At 37.0% G+C, this 22,351-nt stretch carries 20 protein-coding genes and 1 other annotated feature; of the genes, 19 read left to right on the top strand and 1 reads right to left on the bottom strand.

The features are described 5' to 3' along the window. Window positions 1-78: 78 nt before the first annotated feature. Window positions 79-1,131, top strand: coding sequence for a spore coat protein YsxE (gene ysxE / locus G4Z05_RS05595; RefSeq protein WP_163250849.1), 1,053 nt, complete (start codon window positions 79-81; stop codon window positions 1,129-1,131). A gap of 21 nt (window positions 1,132-1,152) precedes the next feature. On the opposite strand, the gene G4Z05_RS05590 is transcribed toward ysxE, so the two are convergent. Further along, entirely contained in the window at window positions 1,153-1,341 is a 189-nt protein-coding gene (locus tag G4Z05_RS05590; protein ID WP_163250848.1) for a hypothetical protein, read from the bottom strand. Between the two features lie 154 nt (window positions 1,342-1,495). Beyond that, window positions 1,496-1,725 (top strand) — a binding site (T-box leader). A 97-nt stretch (window positions 1,726-1,822) separates the two neighbouring features. Here G4Z05_RS05590 and G4Z05_RS05585 point away from each other — a divergent pair. The 18 genes from G4Z05_RS05585 to G4Z05_RS05500 all read left to right on the top strand — a co-directional run bounded on the left by G4Z05_RS05585 (window position 1,823) and on the right by G4Z05_RS05500 (window position 22,346). After that, window positions 1,823-4,468, top strand: a complete 2,646-nt coding sequence (locus G4Z05_RS05585) for a valine--tRNA ligase (protein ID WP_163250847.1) — start codon at window positions 1,823-1,825, stop codon at window positions 4,466-4,468. Between the two features lie 72 nt (window positions 4,469-4,540). Then, on the top strand, window positions 4,541-5,863 hold the full coding sequence (locus G4Z05_RS05580; RefSeq protein ID WP_163250846.1) for a bifunctional folylpolyglutamate synthase/dihydrofolate synthase: 1,323 nt from the start codon (window positions 4,541-4,543) through the stop codon (window positions 5,861-5,863). Window positions 5,864-5,935: 72 nt separating this feature from the next. Beyond that, window positions 5,936-7,666, top strand: coding sequence for a sensor domain-containing diguanylate cyclase (locus tag G4Z05_RS05575; protein ID WP_338036746.1), 1,731 nt, complete (start codon window positions 5,936-5,938; stop codon window positions 7,664-7,666). Between the two features lie 427 nt (window positions 7,667-8,093). Beyond that, window positions 8,094-8,441 (top strand): prepilin-type N-terminal cleavage/methylation domain-containing protein, encoded by a 348-nt coding sequence (locus G4Z05_RS05570; protein WP_240465321.1) that lies wholly within the window; start codon window positions 8,094-8,096, stop codon window positions 8,439-8,441. A gap of 104 nt (window positions 8,442-8,545) precedes the next feature. Continuing rightward, on the top strand, window positions 8,546-9,298 hold the full coding sequence (locus G4Z05_RS05565; RefSeq protein ID WP_240465320.1) for a prepilin peptidase: 753 nt from the start codon (window positions 8,546-8,548) through the stop codon (window positions 9,296-9,298). Between the two features lie 39 nt (window positions 9,299-9,337). Continuing rightward, the gene (pilM, locus tag G4Z05_RS05560; RefSeq protein ID WP_163250845.1) at window positions 9,338-10,468 is read left to right on the top strand and encodes a type IV pilus biogenesis protein PilM; all 1,131 of its coding nucleotides are present in this window, start codon (window positions 9,338-9,340) and stop codon (window positions 10,466-10,468) included. A gap of 53 nt (window positions 10,469-10,521) precedes the next feature. Then, window positions 10,522-11,082 (top strand): PilN domain-containing protein, encoded by a 561-nt coding sequence (locus G4Z05_RS05555; protein WP_163250844.1) that lies wholly within the window; start codon window positions 10,522-10,524, stop codon window positions 11,080-11,082. Further along, window positions 11,079-11,837: a hypothetical protein gene (locus tag G4Z05_RS05550; RefSeq protein ID WP_163250843.1), complete on the top strand. Its 759-nt coding sequence runs from the start codon at window positions 11,079-11,081 to the stop codon at window positions 11,835-11,837. Before G4Z05_RS05555 ends, G4Z05_RS05550 begins: the two co-directional genes overlap by 4 nt. A 113-nt stretch (window positions 11,838-11,950) precedes the next feature. Continuing rightward, complete coding sequence (locus G4Z05_RS05545) at window positions 11,951-13,615, top strand: GspE/PulE family protein (protein WP_163250842.1); 1,665 nt, start codon at window positions 11,951-11,953, stop codon at window positions 13,613-13,615. Window positions 13,616-13,634: 19 nt separating this feature from the next. Next, entirely contained in the window at window positions 13,635-14,699 is a 1,065-nt protein-coding gene (locus G4Z05_RS05540; protein ID WP_163250841.1) for a type IV pilus twitching motility protein PilT, read from the top strand. A gap of 26 nt (window positions 14,700-14,725) precedes the next feature. Beyond that, complete coding sequence (locus tag G4Z05_RS05535) at window positions 14,726-15,937, top strand: type II secretion system F family protein (protein WP_163250840.1); 1,212 nt, start codon at window positions 14,726-14,728, stop codon at window positions 15,935-15,937. Between the two features lie 20 nt (window positions 15,938-15,957). Beyond that, window positions 15,958-16,497 (top strand): type IV pilus modification PilV family protein, encoded by a 540-nt coding sequence (locus G4Z05_RS05530; protein ID WP_163250839.1) that lies wholly within the window; start codon window positions 15,958-15,960, stop codon window positions 16,495-16,497. A gap of 17 nt (window positions 16,498-16,514) precedes the next feature. Further along, the gene (locus G4Z05_RS05525; RefSeq protein WP_163250838.1) at window positions 16,515-17,012 is read left to right on the top strand and encodes a PilW family protein; all 498 of its coding nucleotides are present in this window, start codon (window positions 16,515-16,517) and stop codon (window positions 17,010-17,012) included. 3 nt (window positions 17,013-17,015) lie between these two features. Further along, window positions 17,016-18,395, top strand: coding sequence for a hypothetical protein (locus G4Z05_RS05520; protein ID WP_163250837.1), 1,380 nt, complete (start codon window positions 17,016-17,018; stop codon window positions 18,393-18,395). A 136-nt stretch (window positions 18,396-18,531) separates the two neighbouring features. After that, window positions 18,532-19,611 (top strand): SPOR domain-containing protein, encoded by a 1,080-nt coding sequence (locus G4Z05_RS16660; RefSeq protein ID WP_163250836.1) that lies wholly within the window; start codon window positions 18,532-18,534, stop codon window positions 19,609-19,611. Window positions 19,612-19,838: 227 nt separating this feature from the next. Then, a complete protein-coding gene (locus G4Z05_RS05510; protein WP_163250835.1) occupies window positions 19,839-20,411 on the top strand; it encodes a Maf family protein in 573 nt (190 codons plus the stop codon). A 62-nt stretch (window positions 20,412-20,473) separates the two neighbouring features. After that, window positions 20,474-21,145: a RadC family protein gene (gene radC, locus G4Z05_RS05505; protein WP_205597455.1), complete on the top strand. Its 672-nt coding sequence runs from the start codon at window positions 20,474-20,476 to the stop codon at window positions 21,143-21,145. 178 nt (window positions 21,146-21,323) lie between these two features. Then, on the top strand, window positions 21,324-22,346 hold the full coding sequence (locus tag G4Z05_RS05500; RefSeq protein WP_163250833.1) for a rod shape-determining protein: 1,023 nt from the start codon (window positions 21,324-21,326) through the stop codon (window positions 22,344-22,346). Window positions 22,347-22,351: the final 5 nt, after the last annotated feature.

Here is a 22,351-nt window from a genome sequence, read left to right as displayed (position 1 = left end):
CGGGTTTCACGAAGGCCTGCTCAGCTTCATTTATAGGGGAAGCGTCGTGGTCTTTTCAAGAAAGAGAGTTGACTTAAAATGAATACTCATAATCAATTGGAAGCCCTGTCTCCGATTTTAAAACATTACCATGTGGAACCGCATTTTGTGGAGGACTTTGGAACTGTCAAAAAAATTTATTCAAGCAAAGGAATTTTTGCTTTGAAAAAAGTTCTCCCCTCTGTTGGTACTGATTTTATTCGCCATGTTCATGATCTGTATCAAAAAGGTTTTAATCGGATCGTTCCCATTTATCCTACGATGGATGGTCGGTACGCTGTCCTTCATGATCAATTTCTTTATTATCTTATGCCTTGGATAGCCAATGAACAAAAAGAGAATCGGGAGCAGCAAAACCAGCAATTATTTCGTGAATTAGCAAGGCTTCATACATTGTCTGCAAAAGAAATTCCCATAAATAAGGAAGAGCGCACAGTACATTATGAAAGTACGATTGGACAGATTGAAAAACATGAGGAATTTTTAGACGGATTTATGGATGTTTGTGAAAGTAAGACATATATGTCACCTTTTGAGCTATTATTTTGCTTGTACTACAATCAAATAAAATTGGCACTTGGCTATTCAAAAACGAAATTAGATGAATGGTATGAATTGACAAAGAATGAAGAAAAGGCTCGTATGGTTGTTGTCCATGGAAAACTGTCCTCTGAGCATTTTTTATATGACGAAAGAGGGTACGGATTTTTTATAAATTTTGAAAATGCTCGATATGGCTCACCCATCCATGACTTACTACCGTATATATCCCGGGCATTAAATACAAATCCGAAACGGAATGATCAAGTGGTTAATAGTATTTGTCATTATTTGAAATATTTTCCTTTTAAAGATGAAGAAAAATTACTATTCCATAGCTATTTGGCTTATCCGATTCCTATTATTCAAGTGGCTGAAAAATACTACCGTAAGCAAAGAGCAAGAAATGAATTGAAGTTTGTCCGTCAATTGCAGCAACGATATTGGCATTTAACTAACACCGAGTATGTTGTGTCGCAATTAGCGAAAATGGAGGCTCAGCAACAAGCTGAAATCCAGGCAGCAGAGGAAGCGAAAGAAGGAGCCCAGTAGCAATAGCATGCAAAAGGGCTCCTAAATCACTTCTAAATAAATCGATGCAGCAATGACAATAAAGACTGTTAATAATAAAACATCAAAGACAGTAGGCAAAAAGAGTGTTCGTAGTAACTGAAAAATGGTAAAAGGAATAATTAGTTGAGTGGCCATTTTTCGGAACGTCTGAAACCAGGGACGGTATTTAAATTTATGAAAATGTTTCACCAGGATCCCACCTTCCATTTGCCTATATTTATATGTATATTTCTGCAAATTGTGAACTTCAGTAAAAGGATACATAGTATAAAGTAAAAGAAATTTGGTTATCATGATTGACGTCAATCCCCTTTTTTAGGTACTATATTTGTATAATTAAAAATTAAAAGCGAAGACAGGGAAGAGTACGATGCCATCCTGCTTTTAGAGAGGGAAATCAATAGCTGAAAGATTTCCTAAGAGGAACATCGGAAGGTCGCCCATGAGCTTCTTCTGTGAAAAGGTTTTACACCCTATTAGCAGAAGACGGATAAAATCCGTTATCCTATTTGAGAGCCAATCATTAGATTGGAAAAAAGGTGGTACCGCGAATCAACTCCATTCGTCCTTTTATGACGACTGGAGTTTTTTTAATTATTTCGAGAAATGCCTAGCGCAAGAATTTCCTAATTACTTGGTACCTAGTGTGAAATAAAAGGAGGCAATTTAGATGGAAACAAAAGAAATAACGATGCCTACCAAATACGACCCACAATCCATTGAAAGAGGGCGTTATGAATGGTGGCTACAAGGTAAGTTTTTTGAAGCAAAAGATGACGAAGGAAAACAACCATATACAGTCGTTATCCCGCCGCCAAACGTAACTGGGAAACTTCACCTTGGTCATGCATGGGATACGACCCTGCAAGACATTATTACTCGCATGAAGCGGATGCAAGGCTATGACGTTCTTTGGCTTCCTGGTATGGATCATGCCGGCATTGCGACACAGGCGAAGGTAGAAGAAAAACTTCGCAAAGAAGGAAAAAGTCGTTATGATCTTGGACGAGAAAAATTCGTCGAGGAAACTTGGAAATGGAAGGAAGAGTATGCTTCTCATATCCGAGAACAGTGGGCAAAGTTAGGATTGGGACTTGATTACTCTCGTGAGCGATTTACTCTTGATGATGGACTATCGAAAGCCGTTCGTGAGGTTTTTGTTACTCTTTATAAAAAAGGGTTAATCTACCGTGGCGAATATATCATTAACTGGGATCCATCCACTAAGACTGCCTTATCTGACATCGAAGTAATATATAAAGATGTTCAAGGTGCCCTCTACCATATGAAATATCCATTAGCCGATGGATCTGGTTTTATTGAAGTTGCGACTACACGTCCGGAAACAATGCTTGGCGATACAGCTGTTGCGGTTCATCCGGAAGATGAGCGCTATAAGCATTTAATTGGAAAGACTGTAAAGCTTCCAATTGTTGGTCGAGAAATCCCAATTGTTGGTGATGACTATGTTGATATGGAATTTGGATCTGGGGCAGTAAAAATCACCCCTGCTCATGACCCGAATGATTTTGAAATCGGAAATCGTCATAATCTTGAGCGTATCATCGTGATGAATGAAGATGGAACCATGAATGCCAATGCTGGTAAATACCAAGGGCTTGACCGTTTTGAATGTCGGAAACAGATCGTAAAGGATCTGCAGGAGCAAGGCATTTTGTTCAAGATTGAAGAGCATCTGCATTCCGTTGGTCATTCAGAGCGAAGTGGAGCGGTAGTTGAACCATATTTATCCACTCAATGGTTCGTTAAAATGAAGCCACTTGCTGAAGAGGCCATTGCCTTGCAGAACAAAGAAAATAAAGTAAACTTTGTTCCTGAGCGATTTGAAAAAACATACTTGCACTGGATGGAAAACATCCGTGACTGGTGTATTTCCAGACAGCTTTGGTGGGGCCACAGAATCCCAGCTTGGTATCATAAGGAAACCGGCGAAATTTATGTGGATCATGAACCACCAAGTGACTTAGAAAATTGGGAACAGGATAAAGACGTATTGGATACCTGGTTTAGCTCAGCTCTTTGGCCATTCTCGACATTGGGCTGGCCGAATACCGAATCTAGCGATTATAAGCGCTACTTCCCAACAGATGTACTAGTAACAGGTTATGACATCATTTTCTTCTGGGTATCACGGATGATTTTCCAAAGCATTCAATTTACAGGAGAGCGTCCATTTAAAGATGTGTTGATCCATGGGCTTGTACGTGACGCGCAAGGACGGAAGATGAGTAAGTCGCTTGGTAATGGGGTTGACCCGATGGATGTAATCGCTAAATATGGGGCAGATTCACTGCGCTATTTCTTATCTACTGGTACTTCACCAGGTCAAGATTTACGCTATAGCACAGAAAAAGTAGAAGCAACTTGGAACTTTGCCAATAAGATTTGGAACGCTTCTCGCTTTGCCTTAATGAACATGAACGGCCTCACTTATGAGGAAATTGATTTAAGTGGAGAAAAATCAGTAGCAGACAAATGGATTTTAACTCGCTTAAATGAGACGATAGACCATGTCACAAAACTTTCCGAGCGTTATGAATTCGGTGAAGTGGGCCGCGCTCTCTATAACTTTATTTGGGATGACTTCTGTGATTGGTATATTGAGATGGCAAAACTTCCATTATACGGTGAAGATGAGGCTGCGAAGAAGACAACTCGTTCGATTCTTGCATATGTTCTTGATCAAACTATGCGCTTACTCCATCCATTTATGCCATTTATCACCGAGGAAATTTGGCAAAACCTTCCTCATTCAGGTGAGTCAATTACCGTGGCAAAATGGCCAGAGATAAGACCAGAATTATCTGATGAAGAAGCAGCACAGGAAATGAAGCTTCTAATGGAGATGATTCGTTCCGTACGTAATATTCGTGCTGAAGTGAACACACCAATGAGCAAAAAGATTAAAATGCTCGTTAAAGCTAAGGATGAAAAAGTGCTGGCATCTCTTGAAAAGAATCGCAGTTATATTGAGCGATTCTGTAATCCGGAAGAATTGCAAATGGGCTTAAATATTGAAACACCTGAAAAAGCAATGACTGCGGTAATTACAGGGGTTGAAATCATCCTTCCACTTGAAGGTTTAATTAATATAGAAGAAGAAATTGCCCGTCTAGAAAAAGAATGGGATAAACTTAACAAAGAAGTGGAAAGAGTTCAAAAGAAATTAAGTAACGAAGGCTTTATTAAAAAAGCTCCGGAACATGTTGTCGCAGAAGAACGGGCTAAAGAGAAAGATTATCTTGAAAAGAGAAGCATCGTTGAGGCTCGTATTAAAGAATTAAAAGGGGAATAAGCAGATGTAAGGCGAATCCGGCGTTGGATTCGTCTTCCCTTTATGATAAATCAACCAAATGGGGTGTCATACATGTTTACTACCTATAAGGAAGCCCTTGAATGGATACATGGTAGATTGAGACTCGGTATTAAACCAGGTTTAAAGCGGATGGAGTGGATGATGGATAAGCTCGGGTCTCCGGAAAAAAAGCTTAAAGCGGTTCACATTGGTGGCACAAATGGGAAAGGTTCATGTGTTACTTTTCTCCGCTCGATTTTTCAAGCAGGGGGATATACAGTTGGTACTTTTACCTCGCCATATATCGAACAGTTCAATGAACGAATTAGTGTGAACGGAAGGCCAATCAGTGATCAGGAAATCCTTGACCTTACCAATATTATTTTGCCATTAGCGAATCAATTGGAAGAGACCGAACTGGGCGGGCCAACAGAATTCGAAGTGATTACGGCGATGTCTTTCTATTATTTTGCCAACGTAAAAAAGGTTGATCTTGTTCTATATGAAGTAGGACTGGGTGGCCGCTTTGATTCTACTAATATCATTCACCCATTAGCATCGATCATTACGAACATTGGACTGGATCATACGAATATTCTCGGTACGACCTATGAGGAAATTGCCTTTGAAAAGGCGGGGATCATTAAAGAAAAGACACCGATTTTTACGGCAGTAAAACATCCAGGAGCAATAAACGTAATTGAACAACAAGCTGCTAAAATGGAGGCACCAATTTATCGCTTTAATAAAAATTTTACGATTCTTGATCATACTTCTCTTCCTAAGGGAGAGGTGTTTACATTACAAACGGAAACAAAAATGTTGGAAAAGCTGGAAATTAGTATGATTGGTCGGCATCAAACAGAAAATGTAGCACTTGCTGTTAGTGTGGCAGATTATTTAAACCAAGCCAACTACTTCAATGTATCCGAACAGTCGATTCGTGAGGGATTGAAAATGTCCTATTGGCCGGGAAGATTTGAAATTCTATCTGATCAACCTCTTGTCATCATGGATGGAGCCCATAATCAGGAGGGAGTCCAAGCATTGGTGGAGGAATTAACGAGTCGTTATTCGGATCGATTCATTCATGTGGTATTTGCTGCTTTAAAGGATAAAAAACTAGATGAAATGATTGCCAATCTCGATAAAGTGGCTGATCAAATCTCGTTTGTTAGCTTTGATTTTCCAAGGGCTGCTAAGGCAGACGAACTCCTGAAAATGAGCCAATCGAAAAATAAAAAAGCAACGTCGAATTGGCCGTCCTACCTGAAAGAAGTTATTGAGAAACTCCAGAAAGACTCCGTTTTAGTCATTACAGGATCGTTATATTTTATCTCTGAAGCAAAACCAACTGTATGTAAATATTTGAAAAGTAAGACTATTTCATTGTGACAGGTTTACAAATATTTGATATAATGTTTTTATCTTGAATTAAAGGATGTCTCGGGAAAGAGGAGGAGCAAGGTGCAGGTTCATCCATATGTACAGAAACTCATTTATTTAATATGGTTGCTGATGGTACCAGCAGGTTTATGGATAACATATCAAATCCATCCTCCGAAATTCTCCGGAAATTGGGTCGAACTTTTGGCATTTTTGCTATTAACCATTATTGTGGCTACGATGCCAATTGTGATTAATGAAACGTTTATCTTTCTTATTCAATGGGTGGCCTTGGCTACCTTTTTAAAATTTGGTTTATTTGTAGAGATCATCTTTGCTCAAATTGCAGTCATTGCTTTAGTATTAAAGCTAAAAATTTTGCAAAAGGGACAATTTTTTCGCCTGCCATTGAATTTGAACATGTTTTTTCTTGTCTCTTTTATTAGCGGAATGACCTATTATTGGCTCGGCGGTCATACTGGCCCTGAATTGGCTAATGATTACAGTTCCCTATCGTTGGCAGTGGTATATGGTGGTCTATACTATTTGATCAATCAAGTAATTCTCCTTATTCACTTTAAGTATATTTATAAAAGAAAAGAACCATTTTTCGGAAGCGATTTTGTTGTTGAAACAATTACAACTTTAATTACTCTTCCAATCGGGTTTATTTTTTATATTTTATTTAATGAAATAGGGCTATTATCTATTTTATTTGTTGGTATTCCTTTTGTAAGTTTATCAATTATCTTCATCCTCTATTATTCTAGTCAAAAAGTAAATGACTACTTACAAAAAGCGGCAGAAATAGGACATCAGCTGGCGGAACGTTTGAATGTAGAGGATGTTAAAAATATATTTTTACAAAAAGTATGTGAAATGCTTCCTGTCGACTATGCCTATATTCTTGAAGTAATGACACATAAGGATGAAAAGTACCTCCTCCTCTCCAGGGGGTTTGAAGAAGGAGAAGTTAGAACCAAACCTTTATATCCGATAAGAAGATACGAGGGAATGAGTGGGAAAGTATGGGCAGAGCAAAATTCTCTTCTTCTAAATACGCGTAAAGAATGGGCATACTCCCCATCATCCAGTTATATCCCTGAAGATGCGGAGAGTTTGTTATGTGTTCCTATTATAAAAAGTAAAAAGGCTATTGGGGTACTGGTGCTTGCCTCAAAGAAAAAGCATGCTTATGAAAATAGTCAACTGATGATCATTGAGGTTTTATGTTCCTATTTTGCAGTGGCCATGGAAAATGCGAAAAATTACGAACAAACAAAAATGCAAAGTGAACATTGTGCACTAACTAAGTTATATAATTTTCGTTATTTTCAAAATGTCTTAACGGAAGAATTTCAAAAACTATCTTCTTCTGAATCAAAGTACCTTTCATTAATCATTCTTGACATTGATCATTTTAAAAGTATAAACGATACATTTGGCCACCAAAGTGGAAATGAAATTTTAATAGAAATGGCTCAAAGGATTGAGTCCCTCGTTGGTAATAGAGGTACAGTGGCCCGTTATGGGGGAGAAGAATTTGTTATTTTACTACCAAATGTTTCAAAAGTAGAGGCCGTTTCTTTGGCTGAGCTTATTCGACAATCTGTTGCTAATTGGCCGTTTATCCTACATCAAACGATTGTTAAAGAACCGCAACAGGTTAGGATTACCACTTCCATTGGTGTGGCAACCGCACCAGAAGATGCTGAGGATGCTCAGTCATTAATTCGCCATGCGGATAGAGCCCTCTATGTTGGAGCAAAACGCGCGGGTAGGAACCGTGTGGCCGAGTATTCCACTTGTTGAGCGTAATTGCAAAGGAAAGGCAGCCTTATAAACAGGCTGCCTTTATTTTATGAAAAAATTTGTTTTACTCAAAAAATATCTAGTACTATCGACTTATTGTTATCTGTACATAATCCTAAGACTATTATCTTAGTATCCCCTATGCCAAATTGAAGTGGACAGTCTCGGTAGTACAAGTCCTGTAGGATTAAATGCAAAATTTTCGAGAAGTTTATACTCTGATGACCGGGTTTTATTGCACGTTATTAATTAAATTTTACCAAAATATGACACAAAAATTTAAAAATTTTTATATTTCCTTCCTTTCTCGACATGTGCTAGAATACCTATATGGTTTATCTGAGTATTTTGAACTGTCTATTAATGGTATTAAAGTCCCGGGATTTATAATTAAAAAGATAGATAAAGGAGAGGGAGAAATCAAGTTATGAAAAATCTTATGAAAAAGCTATTCAATAAAAAATTAAAACTATTAAAAAACCAGCAAGGTTTGACATTAATCGAATTGCTCGTAGTAATCGTTATTTTAGGAATTATTGCAGCCATTGCGATTCCGATGGTAGTAAATAATAAAAATGAAGCTGCAGAAAATGCTGCAAAACAAACGAATGCAATTGTAAATGATGCTGTTGCTCGATATGAAGCAGTTGAAGGTGGAGTTCCAACACTACAAAATCTTTTAGATAACAATTATTTAAAGAAAATGCCAGAATGCCCTGATGGATATCAAGAAAACAAAGAGAATTTAGAAGAGTACTGCCAAAAGATTGAGTAAAGTTCATTTAACTATTAGATAGTATAAAAGTATTGCTGTCGCGTCATTTTTTTGGCGGCGACAGCTTTTTTAAAAGTTTCATTTTTGAGAAGGGGAGGATGTAGTTGTTTTTGATTGATAGTCTTGTTTTTATCTACGGGCTCGTACTAGGTAGTTTTTTCAATGTGGTTGCCATTCGTTTATTAAATAAACAATCACTAGCCTTCCCACCTTCTCATTGTGTTCATTGTCAGCACCGATTACAAGCTTTAGATTTAATTCCTGTTTTTAGTTATTTGTTTTTAAAAGGAAAATGTCGTTACTGTAAAGGCCCGATTTCTCCACTATATCCATTCGGTGAATTATTAACAGCCATCTCCATTTGCTTCGTCTATAAAAAAGTCGGACTATCATTGGAATTGATACCGTCTTTACTATTGACCGTATTACTGGTCATTTCTGTTTTAACAGACATACGTAAACAGTTGATTCTCGATATCGTCACATTCCCCATACTTGGAGGATTAGTCATTAGCCGCCTTTTTATTGGTACAGAACCATTTTGGTATTATATGCTCGGTGGTTTAGTTGGCTTTACCTTACTGTTATTTATTGCGATTGTCAGTAAAGGAGGAATGGGCGGAGGAGATATAAAATTATACGCGGCGATAGGTGTAGCATTAGGGCCAATGTTGACTATCATGAGTCTCGTCCTTGCGTCCTTTGTTGGAGCAATAGCAGGATTATTGCTAATGCTAACTGGAAAATTAAAACGTAGGCAGCCAATGGCCTTTGGTCCTTTTATTATGGTTGGCTCTTTAATTAGTTATGGATACGGAAAGGTGATATGGAATTGGTATATGTCTATTTTTCTGTAGATGATGGTGATAGGGACCACTTTATTTGAGGTGATCAAATTGTTTAGAAAACATACATACTCCGGGATTGATTTTCGTGACAAATCCCTTTCTTTTGCCACGATTAAGCTAGAAAGAGGGATCCCAGTTATTCAAAATGTTGGAATAACCAACATGAAAGAAGAGATGATTAAAAGCGGGCGAGTCTCACAAAGTTCTCGGCTAGCAACCGAATTAAAAAATACCTTTATTCATGGGCAACTCGCAAAAAATGTTCATTTAGCGATTCCAACCCAAAATATCCTTGTTCGTAAGATCACTTCATTACCCGATTTAGGTGAAAGTGAACTGGCAAAGATTTTGCAGTTTCAGATTGGTGAGAGCATTCATCTTCCATTTGAGGATCCTATTTATGATTTTGTGAAAATCGGTGCCATTATCCCTAATCATCTGATAAAGGGAAATAATGATACCGAGGAAGAGGAATTGTCATTAGATGATTTGGCTAAAGGAATCGAAGAAAATTTAGAAGGTCCTAAAAGTGAAATATTACTATTTGCTACATCTAAGCTGTTATCACAGGATTTAGTTGATGTATGTTCAAATGCTGGTCTTAAGCCCGTGACAGCTGAAATTCGTGCATTGGCACTCCAACGGTTGCTTTTATATACTCATCCAAAATGGTTGAAAAAAACCGAAATGATCATTGATGCATCAGAAAATGGGATGGATATTCACATATTTAAAGAAGATCAAATTGTATTTTCACGTATGATGACAATTAATCGGATGGATTATTTTTTTGAAGCGAATAGAAAGGAAAATGATGAGCTAGTTATGGAGCTAGAATCGTTTCAGATGGAAGAGAGTAAAAGAGAAATAGCAGCTGCGAGTACCGCTGAGATGATTCAATCTGAGGATACTTATTTCGATGAAATCGTCTTAGAAATTGAAAAGGCGCAAAACTTTTATCGCTATTCTATGAACGATCGGGATAGTGAGTTTCATAGAATTATCGTCACTGGGGAGAAAACAGATCAGATTTTTGAACCTTTAAAAAACAGAATCCATTCTCAAAGGGTCGAACGAATTGACTATCGTTCAATTTCATCACATAACGTAAAAGATTTGTCTCTTTTAGACACTTGTAGTGTCGCTATAGGTCTGGCAATAAGAGGAAATGAAAAATGATCAATTAATCGTTTTGGAGAAGCAATTAGAGTTTGCCGGAATGGAGGCTAATCGTGGAAGTTAGTATCAATTTATTACCGAAGCAAAACATCCGTAAAGAAAAAAGAGCTATTTATTTAATACCAGTACTAGGCATTGCTGTCGTTTGCATCACTACAATCTTATTAATGTATCAATATATGGATAAGAAAGATTCTATTAAAGAATTGTCGGAAAAGATAACGTCACAATCATCTGCGCGTGATCAAGCTCGAATAGAATATATAGAAAAGACAACGGGCTTTACAAAATATAATTTCACCGAAAAATATAAACAATTAAATCAATTTTTACACTCCATTTATAAAGACACTATATATGTTCATGAAGCCATTGTGAAATTATTACCTGATCAAGCAAATGTAATAGGGTATACCTATTTAAATGATGGAGAACTGACCTTGACGGCTACTTTTAATTCAAAAGGTGATTCCGCTCTCTTTCTCCATCGACTATACTCCTGTGAGTTGGTGGAAAAAGCAGAGTTAGAGAGTATAACGGCAGATGATGAAGATGTACTCTATGAATCCATTTTTCATATAAAGCTGAATACGTTAGCGGGTGAGGAAAAATGACAAAGTGGTTGGAACAAAATAAAAATATTGTTTTAATCATCATCCTTTTTATCTTATTACTTTTAGTCGCGTTCTATCTTTTTATGATTCGCCCGTTAGCTCTTGAAGAAAAAAATCAACAACAACAACTTAATAGAATTAAGAGTGATTTTTCATATTACCAACAATCAATAAAAAGCTTACAACCGAATTCATTCAGCGATGAGGAAAAAGAACTACTTATCGGAAGTATTCCAAGTAAACCGTATATAGAAGAAATCATCAAAGATTTGGAACGTACGGAATTAGAAAACGAGGTTGTTATTGAAAATATTTCTTACAATCTTAACGAGAACCGTTTATCAGATGATGAAGCAGTAGGAAAAACAGAAGAAGAGACTCGGAAATCAGGTAAAGAGAATTGGGAGAACATTTTATCGCAGGACGTCATGAAAAAATTCAAGGAACAAATCGAAAAAGTAGAAGACCTTCCTATTTCCTTTGTGGAATTGACAATCGATGTGAATGGAGAAGCGGAAAAGGTTAACCAATTTGTCAGCCAGCTAGAAAATCTAAAGAGAATTATTCATGTTCAAAGTTATGAATACAAAATCAATAAAGAAAAGGATAATCGGCTAGAAGGAATCGTAACGATTCGTGCTTTTTACAGTGAAAAATTAGCCGAGTTTATAGATGAAAAGATGGACTTTGAACTAGATTATGAATTCGATCCCCAGAAAGTGAAGCGTTATGTTGATCCAAATGAACAGTCGTAATTTAAGGGGATAAGGGTTTTTTCACCAAGTGTCGTGTATGTAGATGAATGAATGTATTTCGATACATTGCATTCATTTTACTCTTTAATCCTGTGAAAAGAAGGGATAGATGGATGATTCAAAAACGAAAAAGATTAGGAGATTTGCTAGTGGAAGCCTCGATGATAACCGAGGATCAATTAATGGAAGCACTGAAGGAACAAAGAAAAACAGGGCTTCGACTTGGGGATCAGCTTATCGCGTTAAAACTTGTCAATGAGCAGCAAATTATTGAAGTATTAGAGTACCAATTAGGGATTCCTCATGTCAATTTATATAAACAAAAAATTGATAGAAAACTAGTAAATGTCATCAGTGAAGATCTAGCAAGAAAGTACCAAGTATTACCGTTAAAAAAATCTGACAATCGATTGATGGTTGCTATGTATGATCCGTTGGATTACTTTGCGCTAGATGACCTTCGCTTAAGTACAGGGTTTGAAATAGACCCGGTCATTGCTAAAAAGGATGAACTACGTTTAGCTATTAACCGTTATTATGGTATGCAAAAATCGATTGAACAAATGCTTCAGGAAATTCCGATGAGTGAAGATGATCCAGGATTTTTAGAAGCCCAACAATCCGATGATTCTCCGGTAGCTAAAATGGTGAATCAGTTAATTAGCCAAGCTGTTCAGCTAGGTGCCAGTGATATTCATTTTGACCCACAAGAAACGGAATTGTTAATTCGACTGCGTATTGATGGAATTCTTCGAACTGAACGGACTTTGCCGATTAAAATGAATAATGTTTTAGTCTCGAGGATTAAAATCATGGCTCAGTTAAACATTGCTGAAAAACGGCTGCCACAGGATGGACGTTTTAAAATGGAGTTAGAACTAAACACCATCGATCTTCGTGTATCGATTTTACCAACCATATATGGTGAAAAAGTAGTTATGAGATTGTTAGATACTGGAAGTGTGTCATTAGGAATAGAAAAATTAGGATTTTCAGAACAAAACGAATGGAAATTTACAAAAATGATTAATCATCCATATGGACTTATCTTAGTTACAGGTCCAACAGGATCAGGAAAATCGACAACCCTTTATACAGCACTTCATCAGCTACATTCTGATGCTGTCAATATTATTACTGTTGAAGACCCTGTTGAGTATCAAATCAAAGGGATTAATCAAGTACAAGTACGATCAAATATCGGATTGACTTTTGCAGCTGGTTTGCGATCCATTCTTCGGCAAGATCCCGACATTATTATGGTTGGAGAAATACGGGATTCAGAAACGGCTGAAATTGCTCTTCGCTCAGCCATGACCGGCCATTTAGTCCTGAGTACTCTACATACGAACGACTCGGTAAGTGCTATAACTCGGTTAATCGACATGGGGATTGAGCCTTATCTCATCGCATCATCTTTAGTAGGTGTACTGGCTCAACGCCTTGTGCGCAAGGTATGTCCGTATTGTGCTACCTCCTATGAATTGACTGAAGAGCAAAGGAATCTATTTGAATCATGGGGGCTTCCAACATCAAAAATTGTGAAAGGGAATGGCTGTTCGAATTGCAATAGTACAGGTTATAAAGGGCGGTTGGCCATTCATGAAATCGTCCTTGTGGATGAGAAATTACGTGAAATGATTACAAAAAAACAAACAGACTCGATGTATCGTCAATATGTAGAGGAGCAAGGATTTAAATCCATGTTCTATGATGGCTTAGTGAAAGTATCACAAGGAGAAACGACGATAGAAGAAGTATTTCGCGTAACAGTATAATAATTGAAGGGGAAAAAAGATGACTACATCGAATGCATCAACGATGGAAAAATTATTACAGTTTGCTTATAAAAATCATGCTTCCGATCTACATATTACGACTGGAACGTCTCCGATTGTTCGGATTAATGGCAAACTAATAAAAATCAGTACGGATCCAATAACACCTACAGATTCATTACGTATGGCAGAAGAAATTACAACGAATGAACAATTTGAACGCTTTCAAAAAGAAGGGGAACTTGACTTTTCCTATTCACTTCCTGGAGTTTGTCGTTTTCGTGTCAATTTATTTCGGCAAAGAGGCTCTGTGGCTATCGTTTGCCGAGTGATAAATAGCAAAATCCCGACGATAGAAATGTTAAATCTCCCACCAATAACAAAATATTTGGCCAAACAAACACAAGGAATTTTACTTGTTACAGGGCCGACCGGTAGTGGAAAATCAACGACGTTGGCAGCCATTATCGATTATATTAATGAAACATCAAGCAAGCACATATTGACTTTGGAAGATCCCATTGAATATCTTCATCAGCACAAAAAAAGCATTGTGAATCAGCGTGAAGTGGGACAGGATAGTCAATCTTTTTCAGTTGCTTTACGCGCAGCGCTAAGACAAGATCCTGATGTGATTCTTGTGGGGGAAATGAGAGATCTAGATACAATTCAAACAGCAATTACTGCGGCAGAAACCGGCCATTTAGTATTAGCTACTCTTCATACTACCGGAGCAGCTCAATCAGTAGACAGAATTATCGATGTGTTTCCTGCGGAGCATCAACAGCAAATACGGATACAATTGGCCAGTACTTTGGTAGGGGTGATTTCCCAGCGTTTATTGCCAGTTGCTGACGGCAGCGGGCGGATTGCTGCCTTGGAAATTTTAGTGTCTAACCATGCAGTGGCTAACTTAATCCGCTCCAATAAAATTCACCAGATACAAACGGTATTAGAGACAAATAGAGCTGCAGGAATGCAGACAATGAATATGGCTGTAACGGAGCTGGTACAAAGAGGAATTATTACCCGCCAAATTGCTGATGAATATGTTCCAAATTGGGATAAACATGAGTCTTTTTAAGCTAAACATGGGAGGAGGGCGAGGCAATGGTTTATCAATATAAAGGATTTGATTCACGAACGGGCAAAGAAGTGAAGGGAAGGCTTAATGTTTCATCGAAGACAGAAGCTATGGATGAACTAAAAAGAAAAGGGCTCTATGTTTCAGAATTGAGTGAGAAAAAGGAATTGTTTCTTAATAAAGAATTAGAATTAAAGATTGGCAAATCGATAAAGAATCAGGATTTTGTTGTGTTTTGCCGTCAGCTTGCAACCTTGTTAAATGCTGGTATGCCCATTGTTGATTCCATTAGTCTGCTTTCTGAACAGGTTTCTTCTAAAGCATTTAAAAAAGCCCTTCATGAAATATATAGTGATATACGTTCCGGTACTTCTTTCTCCGAAGCTTGCCAAAAATTCCCGAAGATTTTTGATAAGATATTTATTCATATGGTGATTGCCGGTGAGACGAGTGGAGATCTTGAAAAGGTAATGAATCGGTTGGCCATTTTTTATGAAAAGGAACATAAAATTCGTGGAAAAGTAAAATCAGCCATGATGTATCCAATCGTAGTTTCCATCGTTGCCGTATTTGTTGTCATCATCTTACTTACAAAAGTTTTGCCAAGCTTGATTCATAATCTATTGTCTATTGGAGGAGAAATTCCGCTTCCTACTAAGATTGTAATGTCTCTATCAGACTTTTTGATTGCTAAATGGTATGTATGTCTATTAGTGGTTAGTTTTTTTGCATTACTATATATTTTAATGAAACAAAATCCAAAAGGACAATATCTATTAGATGTAATAAAGTTAAAAATTCCCGTCTTTGGAGTCCTTTATCAAAAACAAATTATTGCGAGAGTTGTAAGAACGATGGCTTCACAATTTGCAAGCTCGGTCCCCGTGTTGCAAATTTTAAAAATGAGTGCTGATGTTTCAGGAAATTTGGTAATCGCAAAAGTACTGGAACAATCTCGAGAATCTCTTCGCAGAGGGTCGAGTTTATCTCTGCCTCTGGCTCAAAGTTGGGTTTTTCCAAAATTGGTTAGCCAAATGGTTGCGATTGGTGAAGAGACGGGGCAATTAGATACCATGTTGGAAAAAATTGCTGAATTCTATGAGGAAGACGTAGAACAAATGGCAAACAGGCTCAGTTCTATTTTAGAGCCATTCATGATCGTCATTGTTGGCGGAGTGGTAGGACTCATTGTTCTTGCAGCTATGCTTCCTATGTTCTCAATATATGAAAATATGTAAAAGATTACGGATGTGGAGTTGTGAAAAAATTAAGAAACAATCAATCTGGTTTGACACTAGTTGAAGTCTTACTAGCGATCCTTATTTTAGGGTTTATTGCATCAACGTTTGTTTTATTATCCGGGAATATTGTCAAAACCAATATGGTCAGTAATAAGGAATCTCAATCCATGGCTTTTGCAACCATTATTAGTGAATTAGTTAAAAATGAATATAAAACTAATCCTTCAAGTCTAAAGAACGGCTCAACGGTTACACTTGAATCCACCGTCATAGATGAGAGCAGTACACCTCGTTTAAATCCGGATTACTCGATCAAGCAAGAGATTTTCATCCCTAAGCAAAATGAATCAACGAGATTTGAAGGAATAAAATATATGTCTGGGAAAGAAACCGGCTATCAATATAGCGTCACAAACATACTAAAATATGAGCAAAACGCTTCAAATGGAGCACCTAGTGCTAAGGATAAGTATATTGAAATTATTGTTACGGTCAAAAATAAGGAAATAGGAGATGAAGAGTCGATTATTTTTCGACATCATTTTGACAATCTATAAAAAAGAAGTGATGCTCCATGCAATATGTAAAAGATAATCGTGGGGTTACTTTAGTAGAGTTAATGATTGCATTAACGATTGGTTCCATGTTTGTCGGAATCATTTTTATCGTAACCAGTCTGTTCCAAGAGCAGAATGATTACAATGAAAGTTATAACACAGCTAAAAATAAAGTATTATTAATAACGAATACGTTGATTGAACGACTTGAAACAGCTGAAAGAGTAGAAATAGATGAAACATCTCATACAATTACACTGATCAAAGGTGCCGAAAAAGAGAAAGTGAAATTTTTACAAAACTCGGGTTCGAATCATTATTTATACGAAGTTTATTATATAGATAGCTCTGGGAAAAGCCGTTCGTTAGGTACAGTTGGTTATCATTTGGAGACTCCTTATTCAGATACTTTTTTCATTTTAACTTTATGGGCGCCGTATAAACAAACGAATTTTACTGAAGGAAAGTTCATTGTTACTCAAGGGTTTCATACATCGGTCGTTAACCAGAGGTGAGTTATGGGAAAACGTATTAATTGTCAAAGCGGCTATGCTTTATTGGTGGTTCTAGTATTTATTTTGGTTATGGGACTCCTTACACCTGTGATGTTAACGGCAGCAACCTATGGCATGAAAAATACAAAAAGTACAAATGACAATTTTTCTGCTCGTTATATTGCAGATTCGGCTTATCAGGAAACATTAAATAAAGTTAAGAGAGTAAAGGCTTCTCACTCATTATCGAATGAAAATGACATCCATCATTTTATTAATAATGAAATCATTACCCAAAATGGTTCATTACATGCAGGAACGTATACGACCAACTATCATCCAGATTATCCTACTAGTTCACATAGACCAAAAATGGAAAATGTTGGTGGTGGCCCTAACCAAACGAAGTATACGTATTATTTGAGGTCAATTGGCAATGTAAATAACCAAACAGCCATTGTGGATTATTCCATTTCATTTATCCTCAAAAAAGTTGGCTCCACGACCATACTTTATGAAACGGCCAACAAGAAAACCACATATGATCGCTTGCCTACTACACCTGATAATCTGAAGGAAATAGCTAGAGGAGAAACGGCGCTAAATCATAAAGTAAATAATGAGTTTAACAATAAATTAAACGGTACATCCTTACCATATATTGCTTTCAAATATAATCTAACACCTGTACCAGCTTTGTATAAAAACGAGATTAATAGTAGTGAAATCATTAACAAAAACGCAAGAGTGTCGAAAATTGATTTAATAAATAATGCATCTTTAACGGTAAATGGAGATTTATATGTTGATAATGATCTCCATTTAAATAATAATACGGCACTTATTGTAAAAGGAAACTTATACATTGGAACCAATTTTTCAGTTGACAACAATGCAATGATAAAGGTAGCTGGAGATTTAATTGCAAAAAACAGCATCCATTTTAACAATAATATTCATTTTGAAATTAATGGGAACATGTTTGTTCAAGGCGGTTTAAAAATTGAGAATAATGCATCCAACAGTAAAATTGGCGGTAGTTTATATGTATTCAACAATATTGATATTGAAAATAATGGACAGGTATTAGTAAGTAAGGATATAGTGGCTAATAATATTAATCTAATAAATAATACTCTCTTAAAAACTGGCGGGGAAGTATTAGTTAAAAATGAGTTTAAAGCAAAAAATAATGCAATTATTGAATTATCAGGTGGTTTAGAGGTCGGCACCCAATTGATTCTTTCAAATAATGTCGCATTTAAATTTGCTCAAAAATTATACATTACAAATTTATTAGAATTAGGGAATAACGGGCAAATGTTATTGATAAAATCAAGCGGAAGTGGGAGTGGAATATCGTATATCGTGGATATAGAAGACCCTAAAAAACTTGAAACATAATATGATAGGTTTTGAAACGATATAGAAAAATTTGGCGAAACTCTATACTAACAAGACGACAAAAGTCTTGTTATTTTTTTTTCTTTATATGATAGGATGAAAAATATTACTGTCGAATAAGAAAGGAGTACGAATGGTGGACAAGCCTAAAAAAGGGCAAACAATCACAATTAAATTAAATGGTGAGAACAAAAAGTTTCGCGAGGAACCTAATGATCATAAGCCAAAACCTATGAGCAAGCCTGCATCAAAAGTGGTAAAAATAAAGCCTGATTTAACAGACAACAAAGTAATGAAAGAAACAGCTGCAGCAAAGGATCCTATTGATGATAGTTTTGACTGGATTATTCCTGAGTCAACCGATCATGATATGGAGGAATTTAAAATTACATCCTACCAATCCCCTAAGAAAAACATCAAGAAAAATTCAAAAATATCATTTCTGACCTTCTCCAAAACAAAAAATAGAAAAACAATAGGTGCCGTTTTCATTTCCGCATTTTTTGCTATTCTCATAGGAACTACTATTGGCTTTTTAATGCTAAAACTTGTAATTATCGATTCAGATGAACAATCGAATTCCCAACCACAATCAACTATTGTAGAAAAGGAAACGGGAGATAATGAGAAGGAGCCCGTAAAAGACGTTTCAGCATCGATTCCAGAGCTTTCTACCTATATTATACAAGGAGGCGTTTTTTCTTCGAAAGAAGGGGCAGAGGAAACAGCGAAGGAAATAAAGTCGAAAGGTATCCCATATTCCATTATAGAAATAGATGGGAAGCATTATTTATTGCTTGGTGTGGGAGATTCTCTGGAAACGGCGAAAGTAATTGTCTCAAAATATAAGGAAGACGGGGTAGAGGACGCTTTTGCAAAATCGCTATTAATTGATAAAAGGAATGTGTCAGGGATGAATGAAACGGAGCAGTCTTTTATTGAATCCATCCCAACCATTTATCAAACAATTGCAACTGCTACTACATCTGGTTTCTCTAGTAATACCATTTCAGAAGAAGCTTTCAAAGAAATGAATAGTAAGGAAGAACAACTAAAAAAGAGCAGCATTGAAAACGAAAAGATCAAAAAAATTCAAAGTGAATTATTAAGTGCAAATGAAAAAGTGAATGCCTTTCACCAATCAAAGGATACAAAAAAATTAAAAGAAGCAGAACAGCATTTGTTAAATTTCCTTTCTGTCTACTATTCCTTATAAATGAACACTCTAAGTTTCGCTATTTTCCGGGAAATTTATTTCCTAAGGGTCTACCCTATTTAGGTGGACCCTTTTTTATTTCAACATTCGACACTGCTTAATAAAAATTGCATAATTTGACAAATTCCTTCAAAATGTAAAAGTATAAAAATTGTTTGCTAGTCAGTTTTTTGATAGGATTAATATGTATCTCCCTAATGCGTTAACAAAGAAAGTATGGTGATGAAATGCAAAACCTCATATTAGCCTCTTCTTCTCCACGGCGAAAAGAACTTCTAGAAATTCTCCGTATACCTTTCGCAATATCAAGCAGTGATGTGGATGAAAGTTTTAACCCGGAACTTCCTCCTGAGGAAGTAGTAATGGAATTAGCGGATCGCAAGGCTCAGGCTGTTTTTCAGCAAAATAGGGATTCCTTTGTGATCGGAGCAGACACCATCGTCGTTAAGGATAACCACATCTTAGGAAAGCCAGCAAATGAGGCTGATGCCATTGAAATGTTGCGAAATTTATCTGGTTGTCAACATGAAGTTTTTACAGGTGTATCCATTGTGTCTCCAACTAGATCAACAAAGTTTTACGAAAAAACAGACGTTTGGTTTTGGGAGTTATCGGACGATGAAATACGGTCATATGTAAAAAGTGGCGAACCGTTAGATAAAGCAGGAGCATATGGTATACAACAATTTGGAAGCACGCTTGTCAAAAAAATAAATGGAGACTATTTTGCGGTTGTCGGCCTGCCCATTGCAAGAACAGTAAGAGAACTGAAGCGTCTGGGCTACCATTTGCCGTATTAAGTGCGTTTGTTCATGAACTCCCAACGAAAAAGGGAGGAAAAACAGTGTCCATAAAAACTTTAATGATTCGTGATTTCCCTCAGGATGAGCGGCCGAGGGAACGTTTTATGAAGCATGGTCCACAAAGCTTGTCCAATCATGAATTGATCGCCATTCTACTGCGTACAGGGACAAAGGATGAATCGGTGCTGGAATTATCCAATCGATTATTGACCCATTTTGAGGGACTAAGACTATTAAAATCGGCAACATTGGAAGAAATCACAGAAATTAAAGGGATTGGTTTGGCAAAAGCCATACAAATTTTGGCTGCCGTTGAGATCGGAAGAAGAATTGCTAATTTATCTTATTCTGATCGGTATGTGATCCGCTCTCCGGAAGATGGGGCAAATTATGTAATGAACGATATGCGATTTTTAACCCAGGAACATTTTGTATGCTTATATTTAAACACAAAAAATCAAGTCATTCACAAACAGACAGTATTTATCGGAAGTCTAAATGCTTCAATTGTTCACCCGCGTGAAGTTTTTCGCGAGGCATTAAAACGTTCTGCTGCCTCAATAATAGCTATTCATAATCATCCCTCCGGAGATCCCACGCCAAGCCGGGAAGATATTGAGGTGACAAAGAGGCTGGCAGAGTGTGGGAAGATTCTTGGAATAGATCTACTTGACCATCTTATCATTGGTGAAAATAAATTTGTTTCTTTAAAAGAAAAAGGATATATATGATGTATTGTTTTTATTTGACGTTACGATATAATATTGTTTATGATTTTTTAGGACTGATTACTCAAAATAACTATAAAACTTATTGTTAATTAATACAGAAACCAGCAGTTTTTCTTTTAGAATTTAACCTGTTAATGAAATTAGTGCATTTCGTAGCAAGAAAGGGAGATACAACACTATGTTTGGAATTGGAACAAAGGATCTTGGCATAGATTTGGGTACCGCCAATACGCTAGTATTTGTGAAAGGAAAAGGAATTGTTTTAAGAGAACCATCGGTAGTAGCGTTACAAACAGACACGAAGCAAATTGTGGCTGTCGGTAATGAGGCCAAAAATATGATTGGCCGGACTCCTGGAAATGTTGTTGCTATGCGCCCGATGAAGGATGGCGTCATTGCTGACTTTGAAACAACCGCCATAATGATGAAACACTTAATTAAAGAAGCACAAAAAAATAAGGGATTCTTTTCCGGGAAGCCTTCTATCATGGTCTGTGTTCCATCCGGCATCACTGCCGTAGAGGAACGGGCTGTCATTGATGCGACTCGACAAGCTGGAGCCAAAGATGCGTACACAATTGAAGAACCTTTTGCGGCAGCGATAGGAGCCAATCTTCCTGTGTGGGAGCCGACAGGAAGCATGGTGGTTGACATTGGCGGCGGTACGACAGAGGTCGCAATTATTTCTTTAGGCGGTATTGTAACAAGCCAGTCGATTCGGGTAGCAGGAGACGAAATGGATGAAGCAATCATTCAATATATTCGTAAAAACTATAATTTAATGATTGGAGACCGAACTGCTGAATTAATTAAAATGGAAATTGGTTCCGCTGGTACACCTGAAGGAATCGACAACATGGAAATCCGAGGTCGCGATTTATTAACAGGTCTTCCAAAGACAATTGAAATTACAGCGAAAGAAATTGCAGCAGCATTAAATGATACGGTTTATGCAATTGTGGAAGCTGTGAAGAATACGTTAGAAAAAACACCGCCGGAATTGGCAGCAGATATTATGGATCGCGGTATTGTCCTTACTGGGGGCGGTGCGTTATTACGGAACCTGGATAAAGTTATTAGTGAAGAAACGAAAATGCCTGTGCTCATCGCCGAAAACCCTCTGGATTGCGTAGCCATTGGGACTGGTAAGGCATTAGACCATATTCATTTATTTAAAAATAAATCAAAAGAATCTCGATAGAAAAA

The organism is Neobacillus thermocopriae (assembly GCF_010975035.1).
Lineage (GTDB): Bacteria > Bacillota > Bacilli > Bacillales > Cytobacillaceae > Neobacillus > Neobacillus thermocopriae.
This window is presented reverse-complemented; position numbering and strand designations above follow the sequence as displayed.